This window comes from Bacillus sp. JJ1503, assembly GCF_036965125.1.
In the GTDB taxonomy this organism is placed as follows: domain Bacteria; phylum Bacillota; class Bacilli; order Bacillales; family Cytobacillaceae; genus Cytobacillus.
On sequence record NZ_JBALOZ010000095.1, the window covers coordinates 7,262 to 18,305 of the forward strand.

At 39.0% G+C, this 11,044-nt stretch carries 11 protein-coding genes; 10 read left to right on the top strand and 1 reads right to left on the bottom strand.

Going from position 1 to position 11,044, the window contains the following annotated elements; genetic code table 11:
- Positions 1-100 precede the first annotated feature (100 nt).
- Positions 101-994, top strand: a complete 894-nt coding sequence (rsmI, locus tag V7149_RS08805) for a 16S rRNA (cytidine(1402)-2'-O)-methyltransferase (protein ID WP_335345268.1) — start codon at positions 101-103, stop codon at positions 992-994.
- Positions 995-1,031: 37 nt separating this feature from the next.
- On the opposite strand, the gene V7149_RS08810 is transcribed toward rsmI, so the two are convergent.
- Positions 1,032-1,316 (bottom strand): AbrB/MazE/SpoVT family DNA-binding domain-containing protein, encoded by a 285-nt coding sequence (locus V7149_RS08810; RefSeq protein ID WP_066301993.1) that lies wholly within the window; start codon positions 1,314-1,316, stop codon positions 1,032-1,034.
- A 614-nt stretch (positions 1,317-1,930) separates the two neighbouring features.
- On the opposite strand from V7149_RS08810, the gene metG reads away from it, so the two are divergent.
- The 9 genes from metG to ispE all read left to right on the top strand — a co-directional run.
- Positions 1,931-3,886: a methionine--tRNA ligase gene (metG, locus tag V7149_RS08815; protein ID WP_335345288.1), complete on the top strand. Its 1,956-nt coding sequence runs from the start codon at positions 1,931-1,933 to the stop codon at positions 3,884-3,886.
- A 263-nt stretch (positions 3,887-4,149) separates the two neighbouring features.
- Entirely contained in the window at positions 4,150-4,917 is a 768-nt protein-coding gene (locus V7149_RS08820) for a TatD family hydrolase (RefSeq protein ID WP_335345269.1), read from the top strand.
- A gap of 262 nt (positions 4,918-5,179) precedes the next feature.
- Positions 5,180-6,364, top strand: a complete 1,185-nt coding sequence (locus V7149_RS08825; RefSeq protein ID WP_335345270.1) for a ubiquitin-like domain-containing protein — start codon at positions 5,180-5,182, stop codon at positions 6,362-6,364.
- 208 nt (positions 6,365-6,572) lie between these two features.
- A complete protein-coding gene (rnmV, locus tag V7149_RS08830; RefSeq protein ID WP_335345271.1) occupies positions 6,573-7,133 on the top strand; it encodes a ribonuclease M5 in 561 nt (186 codons plus the stop codon).
- Entirely contained in the window at positions 7,126-8,004 is an 879-nt protein-coding gene (gene rsmA, locus V7149_RS08835) for a 16S rRNA (adenine(1518)-N(6)/adenine(1519)-N(6))-dimethyltransferase RsmA (protein WP_335345272.1), read from the top strand. The genes rnmV and rsmA overlap by 8 nt, the downstream gene beginning before the upstream one ends.
- Positions 8,005-8,417: 413 nt before the next feature.
- The gene (gene yabG / locus V7149_RS08840; RefSeq protein WP_335345273.1) at positions 8,418-9,302 is read left to right on the top strand and encodes a sporulation peptidase YabG; all 885 of its coding nucleotides are present in this window, start codon (positions 8,418-8,420) and stop codon (positions 9,300-9,302) included.
- Between the two features lie 236 nt (positions 9,303-9,538).
- Positions 9,539-9,802 (top strand): biofilm formation stimulator Veg, encoded by a 264-nt coding sequence (veg, locus tag V7149_RS08845; protein ID WP_057776771.1) that lies wholly within the window; start codon positions 9,539-9,541, stop codon positions 9,800-9,802.
- A gap of 134 nt (positions 9,803-9,936) precedes the next feature.
- Positions 9,937-10,113: a small, acid-soluble spore protein, alpha/beta type gene (locus V7149_RS08850; protein ID WP_335345289.1), complete on the top strand. Its 177-nt coding sequence runs from the start codon at positions 9,937-9,939 to the stop codon at positions 10,111-10,113.
- A 225-nt stretch (positions 10,114-10,338) separates the two neighbouring features.
- Positions 10,339-11,044: 4-(cytidine 5'-diphospho)-2-C-methyl-D-erythritol kinase (gene ispE / locus V7149_RS08855; protein WP_335345274.1), on the top strand; the 706-nt coding region annotated here is incomplete at its 3' end.

Here is an 11,044-nt window from a genome sequence, read left to right on the forward strand (position 1 = left end):
TCCTCCCAGAAAGGTAAAAAACACCTTTCCGTGAGGCTCGTCTTGTGCTTGTCGGGGGTGATCAAGGCGCTTCCGCATTTCGTTGAGACGGGTGGTACATATGTGGCAGCAAAAAAGCTTTGATAAGGAAGACAGTAAGGGAATCCTGTATTTAGTTCCGACCCCCATTGGGAATTTAGAGGATATGAGCTTTCGGGCTATTCGTATTATGAAGGAAGCAGATTTTATTGCTGCTGAGGATACAAGAAATACGAAGAAGCTATGCAATTATTTTGAAATAGATACGCCGATCATCAGCTATCATGAACATAATAAAGCGGTGAGCGGGGAGAAATTATTAGAGAAATTAGCAGACGGAGCGAAGATTGCTCTTGTGAGTGATGCAGGGATGCCAACGATTTCTGATCCCGGCTACGAGCTGGTCACCGCTGCAGCCGCTGAAAAATTAACGGTCGTTCCGCTTCCAGGTGCGAATGCCGCTTTAACTGCACTCATTGCATCAGGACTTAATCCGCAGCCTTTCTATTTCTATGGATTTTTAGACCGGAAAAAGAAAACCAAAAGAAAAGAACTTGAGGAGCTTTCGAAAATTTCCGCCACTACGATTCTTTACGAAGCCCCACATCGTTTGAAAGAAACGCTTACACTTATTGAAGAGCAAATGGGGAATAGAAAGATTGTTCTTTGCCGCGAATTGACAAAGAAGTTTGAGGAGTTTATTCGCGGGACTGTGAAAGAGGTATTAGATTGGGCCACATCTGAAGAAATTAGAGGAGAATTTGTTCTGATCCTTGAGGGTTCATCAGAGAAAGAGCAAGAAGAGGGAGAAATTTGGTGGGAGGATTTATCCATTGAAGCTCATGTGGAACATTATATGAATGATAGCGGAATGAATAGTAAAGATGCGATAAAGCAAACAGCAGCCGACAGAGGCATAAATAAGAAAGAGGTTTACCATGCCTTTCATGTTAAATCAAATGATAACGAAGAGTAAAAAAAGAAGCTTCTCTATGCAGAGAAGCTTCTTTTTATTATTTTACAAGTTCAAATCTGTTTTGAATTTCACTTAATAATTGTTCAGCACCCTCACGGCTAACAATTAATTTTCCATTAGCTAATTGGATGTTATCGTCAGAAACTTCCCCAGTTACTAGGCAAGTCATATTTGGCTTGTACTTTTTAAGGATAATACGATCATCGTCTACGTAGATTTCTAAAGCATCCTTTTCAGCAATATCCAATGTACGTCTTAACTCGATAGGAATAACCACGCGACCTAGTTCATCAACTTTACGAACAATACCTGTAGATTTCATATAAAAATTCTCCTCCCAAATCTTAAAAAATATTTTTCTATTTATAGTTCTTTCGCCAATATTCGACAAAATCTTTATTAATTCAATAATACCAGCGTTTCCCAAATACGTCAATTACTTTATTTTTAATTTAATTAGAAGTTTTTACCTTATCCAATAAAGGTTATTACATCAAGGTTTACTGACATAACAGCAAATTTTAATGGTGGTTTAGTAAATATTTTAACTCTTTAGATATATTATTTTATTATTATCAAAAAAATAATATTCGACAAATATCAACAGTACTTACAGAATTCAACATAATAATATACGAGTGGAGATTTATATTTATTGGGATAAAAAAATAAATAATTTATTTAGTTAGGCAGTGTTCATTTCAGTTGAAGCAAAATATATAACTCTCACAGTTTTTAGGGCTCTAGCTTATCTATATTTGTTGCACAAATACTAAATATTAGGTATATTTTGATGGTATAAGAGGTTATGCTGACTTAATGAGTCGGTTTGCTCACATAGGTTCTAATTAATATAAGAAGCCTATATTTGGCACGTATTACAGTTTAATCTCGTCCATTGTAAGGTCGGGATTTTTTAGCTAAAAAGGAGGGGATATTGTGGGAGGTAAAAAAACGTTTTATCTTACTACACCTATTTATTATCCAAGCGGAAATTTACATATAGGCCACGCCTATACAACGGTAGCTGGCGATGCAATGGCTCGCTACAAGCGTTTGCGCGGATTTGATGTCATGTATTTGACTGGTACGGATGAGCATGGTCAAAAGATCCAGGAAAAAGCGGAGGAAAAAGGGGTTACACCCCAAAGCTATGTAGATGAAATTGTCGAAGGAATTCAAGTGCTTTGGAAAAAGCTTGATATATCCTATGATGATTTCATTCGCACAACACAGGATCGCCATAAGGAAGTTGTTCAAAAGATCTTTGCTCAATTATTAGAGCAAGGAGATATTTATCTTGGGGAATATGAAGGATGGTATTGTACACCATGCGAATCGTATTTCACAGAGCGCCAGCTGAAAGATGGGAACTGTCCGGACTGCGGAAGACCCGTTAACAAAGTAAAGGAAGAATCATATTTCTTTAAGGTAAGTAAATATGCTGATAGACTGCTGCAATATTACGAGGAGAATCCTTCGTTTATTCAGCCTGAATCTCGTAAAAATGAGATGATTAACAACTTTATTAAGCCAGGATTAGAAGATCTTGCTGTTTCTAGAACAACCTTTAATTGGGGAATTGAGGTTCCAGGCAATCCAAAGCATGTCATTTATGTGTGGATCGATGCCTTATCGAACTATATTACAGCTTTAGGCTACGGAACAGAGGATCCTTCCAAATACGAAAACTTCTGGCCGGCAGACGTGCATTTGGTAGGAAAAGAAATTGTTCGTTTCCATACGATTTATTGGCCAATTATGCTGATGGCTTTAGATTTGCCCCTACCTAAAAAAGTGTTTGCCCATGGCTGGTTATTAATGAAGGATGGCAAAATGTCCAAATCTAAAGGAAATGTAGTGGACCCTGTCACCTTAATTGACCGTTATGGTTTAGATGCATTGCGTTATTATTTATTGCGTGAAGTTCCATTTGGATCGGACGGTGTGTTTACACCGGAAGGCTTCGTAGAAAGAATTAATTTTGATCTTGCGAATGATTTAGGAAACTTGTTAAATCGGACGCTGGCAATGGTAGATAAGTATTTTGGCGGGGTTATTCCAAAATATAATGGCTCAAATAGTGAGTATGATCAGTCATTGCTTCAAGCAAATAAGGAAACGGTTAAGAAATATGAAGAGGCAATGGAGAATATGGAGTTTTCCGTAGCTTTATCGACCATTTGGCAATTAGTCAGCAAATCCAATAAATATATCGATGAAACACAGCCATGGACACTGGCAAAGGATGAGGCAAAGACTGCTGAACTTGAAAGTGTAATGGCACATTTAGCAGAGTCCTTAAGAAGAATTGCCATTCTTATACAGCCGTTCTTAACAAGAGCGCCAAAGGAAATATTTGCGCAACTGAATGTAAATGGAGACAGCTTTACGGCTTGGGAGAGCTTAGAAGGATTTGGTTTAATTCCTGAAGGGACAAAAATCGCCAAAGGAGACCCTATTTTCCCTCGTCTTGATTTAAATGAAGAGGTAGAATATATCAAAACAAAAATGCAAGGATCAGCACCAAAAGTGGAAGAAGTGAAACAAGAGGAAAAGCCTGACAGTGAAGAAATCACTATTGATGACTTTATGAAGGTTGACTTGCGGGTAGCACAGGTTATTCATGCAGAGCCAGTAAAAAAGGCAGATAAGCTGCTTAAGCTTCAGCTAGATTTAGGTTATGAAAAGCGGCAAGTCGTTTCTGGAATTGCTCAATTTTACAAACCAGAGGACCTTATTGGCAGGAAACTTATTTGCGTTACGAATTTAAAGCCTGTTAAGCTTCGTGGAGAGCTTTCAGAAGGAATGATCCTTGCCGGAAGCAAGGATGGAGAACTTTCACTAGCAACCATTGCTGAGTCGCTTCCATTAGGTGCAAGAGTAAAATAAATGTTTTATAACATAGAAATGTTTCACGTGTAACATTAGACGTAAAACATTTCTATGTTTTTCTTTTATAAAATAATATTTATTCACATAATTAACGATAATATCAATGATAAGAACGTAAAAAAGAGGATTTTGTTATTTTTCAATAATGAGTAAAAAATGGCAATACTATATTTGGAAAACTACCCGCTGATTGTATCAATTGTTACATATATGAAAGAAATGTTACTGAAATATAATTTATGTAAAAAGGGGAATTTTTGATGTTTTTCGACACCCACGCACATTTAAATGCCGAACAATATAATGATGATCTAAGAGAGGTTATTGACAGAGCATTGGAAGAAGGAGTTACCCGCATTGTCGTTGTTGGCTTTGATCGTCCAACCATTGAAAAGGCGATGGAACTGACAGAGCAATATGAATTTATTTACGCAAGTGTAGGCTGGCACCCGGTTGATGCCATTGATATGACTGATGAGGATCTCCAATGGATTGAGGAGCTCTCTAGCCACCCGAAGGTAGTAGCACTTGGTGAAATGGGGCTCGATTATTATTGGGATAAGTCTCCAAAGGACATTCAGAAGGCGGTTTTTAGAAAGCAAATTCAGCTGGCAAAAAAGGTAAAGCTGCCGATTATCATTCATAATCGGGATGCAACTGCTGATATTGTATCCATTTTGAAGGAAGAGGGAGCAGGGGAAGTCGGAGGAATCATGCATTGCTTTAGCGGCAGCCCGGAAACGGCCAAAGAATGTGTTGAAATGAATTTCTATATTTCACTTGGAGGGCCTGTTACCTTTAAAAATGCGAAGAAACCGAAGGAAGTAGCGGAAGTCATCCCAATGGACAAGCTATTAATCGAGACTGACTGCCCGTATTTAGCCCCTCATCCTTATCGCGGCAAGCGGAACGAGCCTAGCTATGTAAAACTGGTGGCAGAACAAATTGCTGAAATTAAAAATGTCTCAGTGGAAGAAGTAGCCAGAATAACAACAGAGAATGCTAAAAAAATATTCGGCATAATTTGATAAAGAATTTTGTCGATATTCTAGGGTACTTGTCCTTTTTTTTCCTAGTTCCAAAAAGTTCTACATTTCCTTGTCCCATCATAGGATAACCATGTCGATAAGTCTCTCTTTCCTTTCTCAAAAAGATTTTGCATAATAGGAAATACGTTTAGGAGAGGGTGGTGCTAAAATAAGGAAAGTGAAAGAGAGTTGACAAAACTGTAAGATAGTCTATATAATCACTCCGAGAGAAAAGGAGGCGTTTTTCATCGTATTTCAAAACATGAAAAACCTGTTTTCCGAGTCTTTGAGTAAGAAGAGAATTGTCATTATTACTACTAGTTTCATAGTTTTTGCAGCTGCTTTAGGCTTCTTTATATTCGAATCAACAAAGAAAACGGTGGCAATGACATTAGACGGTCAGGAAAAGGTCATTAAAACACATGCGGGAACAATTCAAGAACTTTTTAATGATTTAGACATTTCTTTACGCAAAGAGGACTATGTGTCGTTATCCCTTGACACGAAGGTGAAAAACAATTTAGAGATTGTTTGGGAGCCGGCAAAACAGGTTCACATTGTGAAAGACAACGAGAAGAAAACGATTTGGACAGTGTCCAAAACAGTAGAAGAGCTTTTGAAAGAACAGGAGATTACGATAACTGATCATGATAAGGTTCAGCCAAATCTCGAAGAGCCAATTAAAAATAAACTTGAAATAGTTGTCAATAAAGCTTTTGCATTAACATTGTCGGATGGCGGGAAAGAGCAACAGGTTTGGTCCACTTCGACTACGGTCGCTGACTTTTTATCACAGCAGGGGATTACGCTAAACGAACTAGATCGTATTGAACCCAAAGCGGATACGGTTGTCAAAAAAGACGACACCATTCAAATCATTCGAGTAGAAAAAGTCACCGATGTTGTGGAAGAACCAATTAAATTTGCTGTTGTAACGAAGAAGGACAGCAGCCTGGATAAAGGTTCCCAGAAAGTCGTTAATCAAGGCAAAGAGGGCTTATTAACGAAGGAATATGAAGTTGTATTAGAAAATGGCAAGGAAGTTTCAAGAAAATTATTAAACGAGAAAACCGTTCAGGAAAAACAGGATAAAGTGGTTGCTGTTGGTACGAAGCCGTTAGCTGTTAATGTGGTTGCATCCCGCGGCGAAACAGGCGGGAAGGAAATCTATGTGTCCTCGACCGCATATACGGCTCATTGTAACGGTTGCTCAGGCAAAACCGCGACAGGCATTAATCTGCGTGCAAATCCCGATGCGAAAGTGATTGCAGTAGATCCTAGAGTTATTCCTTTAGGCACGAAAGTTTATGTAGAGGGCTACGGGTATGCGATCGCTGCAGATACCGGTTCTGCCATTAAAGGAAACAAAATCGATGTGTTCTTTGCTACAAAGGGAGAAGCTTATCGCTGGGGACGCAAAACAGTAAAAATTAGAATACTAAATTAATTTTTTGAAAGTGCAGGGGACCCCTAAATCCTCTGCATTTTTTCTTTTTTTCTTTCTTTCGACTTTTCATATATAATTAAAATCATTATTTAACCAATCATATATACAGACGAATAAGGTTACAAAAATGTTTCAATTTTTTCTCAAATATTTTATTTTTATTTTAAATGTCTCTAATGAAATACAGAGCAAGATAACAGGAGGATTTATGAAGATTAGGGAAATCATCGTGGTCGAAGGAAAGGATGATACGACTGCGATTAAAAACGCACTCGATGCGGATACGATTGAAACAAATGGTTCTGCCATTAATGATGAAACATTAGAAAAGATAAAGCTTGCTCAAGAGACAAGAGGGGTCATTGTATTTACTGATCCTGATTATCCGGGGAAAAAAATCCGCAATACAATTAAAGAACATGTCCCTGGCTGTAAGCATGCATTTATCGATAAAAAGGATGCTCTACATAAATACGGGAAGGGTGTTGGTGTCGAACATGCTTCTCCCGAGATGATTCGGCAAGCTCTTCGCGAGGCACACCTCATGCATGAAGAGGTGGAGGAGGTCATCACTCAAGAGGATTTACTTGCTGCAGGCCTAATTGGCGGCTCCGGAGCAAGGGAAAGAAGAGAGAAGCTAGGTAGGCTTTTAAAAATTGGATTTACAAATGGAAAGCAGCTACATAAAAGTTTAATGATGTTTCAAATTAGCAAAGAAGAGTTTGCGGTTGCCATCCAAGCGATCCGTCAGGAGGAAGAACATGCATAAAGATATAGCGACCCCGGTAAGAACCCGTGCCATACTTGAAAAATACGGATTTTCTTTTAAAAAGAGCTTAGGACAAAACTTTTTAATTGATACTAATATTCTCAGAAGAATTGTGGATCATGCCGAGTTAACGGAAAAATCAGCAGCGATTGAAATTGGCCCTGGGATTGGCGCTTTAACAGAACAGCTGGCGAAAAGAAGCAAAAAGGTAGTGGCCTTTGAAATTGACCAGCGGCTTTTGCCGATTTTACAAGAAACCCTTTCTCCTTATCCGAATACAAAGATCATTCATGAGGATGTACTGAAAGCGGATGTTAGAGGAATGATTGAAACAGAATTAGCGGGGATGGACGATATTATGGTTGTTGCCAATCTCCCCTATTACGTAACAACTCCGATTATTATGAAGCTGCTTGAGGACAAACTGCCAATCAGGGGAATTGTTTGTATGCTTCAGAAAGAGGTGGCAGATCGAATTTCTGCTAAGCCGGGAACAAAAGATTACGGTTCCCTTTCCATCGCGATTCAATACTATACAGAGGCTGAGACGGTTATGATTGTTCCAAAAACCGTATTTATTCCTCAGCCGAATGTCGATTCAGCTGTTATTCGTTTAACGAAAAGGGAGAAACCGGCAGTTTCCGTCCAGAATGAGGAATTCTTTTTTCAAATTATTAGGGCCAGCTTTGCGCAAAGGCGGAAAACCTTATTAAATAACTTAACAAGTTATTTGCCGGATGGGAAACAAAAGAAGGAAGACATTCTTGCTGCATTAGAGCAAGCAGAAATCGAGCCTGGCCGTAGAGGGGAAACCTTATCTATTGAGGAGTTTGCCCGGTTAAGTGACAAATTAGCTGCAATATTTTCTTAAGGCTCACCATGTGTGAGCCTTTTTCTATGGAATGAATAGCTTATGGTGAGCGTTAGGAGGTTCTTCTGCCAAAAAATCGTGTTATGAACGGGTCATGGCGAGGGTTTGAATGGCCTTCAGCTGAAAACGAGTGTCATGGACGGCTCATGCCGAGGGTAAAAACCCCTTTTGCTGAAAACGCTTGTCATGGACCTCTCATGGTAAGGGATTAAGGCACGCCTACAGAAAACACGTGTCATGAACAACTCATAGTGAGCGTTAAAAACTTTATTTATAGATAAATACAGCACATGTTTTTAAACCGATGCATAATTTATGAGAGAACTAGACTATATTCTTTAGAAGGCCCTCCTGAAATGGCAGCTTTTCGATGCCATATGTAGGCTTGATGGGGCTAATTGGAGTGACTTTAGTTGAACATAAACATTATGGATATTGTCGGGAGGGTTTCTTACCATTGTGATATTCTGTTTCGGGTCATCGATTTTCGGGAACAGAATGGGCAAAAATATGCCATCCTTTATGGGGAAGACATTCGGCTAATTGCAGACGCGCCTATTGAGGACTTAATTACAATTAGTCCATCGACAAGGGCAAAGATTGCTGAGGAGTATCATTCCATGGAAGAGCAGTCTCTCCAGCTATTCCGTCAGGATGTCGAGCTGATCAAGCAAAAACAAGAGTATGAAGCCACAGACGGCTACAGCAAATCATTGAGCTATTTTCAAATGCCTGGAAGAGTCCTTCACCTTGATGGGGATCCGGCTTATTTAGAAAAATGCTTAAATTTATATGAAAAAATAGGTGTCCCAGTGACGGGCATTCATTGCAATGAAAAGGAAATGCCGCTGAGGATTGGGCAGCTTATTGACTACTATAGACCAGATATTCTTGTGGTCACCGGCCATGATGCCTATTCAAAGGCAAAGGGGAAAAAATCAGATATTAACGCCTATCGCCATTCTAAACAATTTGCACAAACGGTTAGAGAAGCAAGAAAGAAGGTCCCTCATTTAGATCAGCTAGTCATTTTTGCAGGCGCATGCCAGTCTCATTTTGAATCCATCATCCTAGCAGGCGCTAATTTTGCCAGCTCCCCTTATAGAGTGAATATACATGCGCTAGATCCGGTATATATAGTGGCAAAAGTTAGTTTTACTCCTTTTATGGAGCGAATAAATGTATGGGATGTTTTACGAAATACACTAACAGGAGAAAAGGGCCTGGGCGGAATAGAAACAAAAGGAGTTTTGAGAACAGGAATGCCATTTAATAGTGAACATCATAATGAGTCCTAAATGATAAACCGTTCTTACTCGAGGCGGTTTGTTTTTTTGTAGAAAAAGTTGGCATATTTCTTTGGAAATAGCGTACATATTCTAAGATGAATAAGGATAAGCTAAAAATGTTGAAAAATAGAAGAAATTGTGGACGAAAATATATTGACAATCTTTTTTAAAGACTGTTATAATTTATATTTTTATTTGACTCCACTGTGTCAGTGTGATATACTTAACATAGTGAGGTGGAACGAATGGCAAAAACATTATTGGATATCAAAAAAGCTCTTGATTCAAACCTTGGGAAAAGATTATTGCTCAAGGCTAATGGTGGAAGAAGGAAGACGATTGAGCGTTCAGGTGTTTTAGCAGAAACGTACCCTTCTGTATTTGTGATTGAGCTGGATCAGGATGAAAATGCGTTTGAACGTGTATCCTACAGCTACGCAGATGTTCTAACAGAAACTGTTCAAATTACATTCTACGAAGATACAACAGGACGAGTTGCTTTAAATTAATATAAATTTTTTTTGCTTCAAAGCGGCGAACGAATGTTTGCTGCTGTTTTTTTGTAAAAAAGCGATTTAACTCTTATGAATAAACATTGAACGTTCATACTATAATTACCGCAGTGTGAAAGGAGATGTTAATCATAGGCAGGCGAAAAGGGATTATGACAGAAGGCTTTAAAGAGGAGCTAGCAAAGGAACTTGGCTTTTATGATGTTGTGCAAAGAGAAGGCTGGGGCGGTATTAAAGCGAAGGATGCTGGAAATATGGTTAAACGAGCAGTTGAAATTGCACAGCAAAGCCTAAAGAATAATCGGTAACCTTTTGAAGCTTAACATAAACTGTATATAAAACAGATCGTGATTAATAGCGAAATGGATTTACTGCGGTGTGCCGGGGCTAATGCTCCGGCACTTTTTTTAAAGAAATTTTGACAAAAAGAACAACTTTTTATGAAGAAAGTCTAATCAGGACGTCTTACTTTTGTTGTTTTGTGGTAAAATAGGACAAAAAATGGAGACGTTTTGTCAAAGTAGGTGAAGATGTTGAAGCTTTTAGTAAAGGCACCGGCTAAAATTAATTTATCTTTGGATGTCTTGCATAAACGTGTGGACGGCTATCATGAAGTTGAAATGATTATGACAACCATTGATCTAGCCGATCGCCTTGAATTAACTTTATTAGAGCAAGAGGATATCAAGATCATTTCCCATAACCGTTTTGTACCGGATGATCAGCGAAATCTTGCTTACCAAGCGGCACTTCTTTTAAAAGAGCGGTTTCAGGTGAAAAAGGGAGTCGCCATTACAATTGAAAAAGCCATCCCAGTCGCTGCAGGGCTTGCTGGAGGGAGCAGTGATGCTGCTGCTGTATTAAGAGGGCTGAATAAGCTATGGGATCTTGGATTAAGTTTAGATGAACTCGCTGTGATTGGAGCGGAAATTGGCTCGGATGTTTCATTCTGCGTTTACGGAGGAACGGCCCTTGCTACTGGAAGAGGGGAAGTAATTAAAGAACTTCCTGCCGCGCCGACTTGCTGGGTCATACTGGCTAAACCCTTTATCGGGGTGTCAACAGCAGATGTGTATCGAAGACTTCAATTAGATGGAGTGAATCATCCGAAAACAAAAGAAATGATTCAGGCAATAGAAGCCGGAAGTTATGAACAGGTTTGCGGTCTAGTTGGAAATGTGCTAGAAGACGTTACCTTCCGGCTGCATCCTGAGGTAGCACAAATTAAAGAGCAAATAA

Coding starts and splice junctions, on each gene's coding strand:
- V7149_RS08810 (WP_066301993.1), bottom strand. CDS start 1,316: ATGAAATCTACAGGTATTGTTCGTAAAGTTGATGAACTAGGTCGCGTG.
- V7149_RS08825 (WP_335345270.1), top strand. CDS start 5,180: ATGAAAAACCTGTTTTCCGAGTCTTTGAGTAAGAAGAGAATTGTCATT.
- V7149_RS08820 (WP_335345269.1), top strand. CDS start 4,150: ATGTTTTTCGACACCCACGCACATTTAAATGCCGAACAATATAATGAT.
- rsmA (WP_335345272.1), top strand. CDS start 7,126: ATGCATAAAGATATAGCGACCCCGGTAAGAACCCGTGCCATACTTGAA.
- rsmI (WP_335345268.1), top strand. CDS start 101: ATGTGGCAGCAAAAAAGCTTTGATAAGGAAGACAGTAAGGGAATCCTG.
- rnmV (WP_335345271.1), top strand. CDS start 6,573: ATGAAGATTAGGGAAATCATCGTGGTCGAAGGAAAGGATGATACGACT.
- veg (WP_057776771.1), top strand. CDS start 9,539: ATGGCAAAAACATTATTGGATATCAAAAAAGCTCTTGATTCAAACCTT.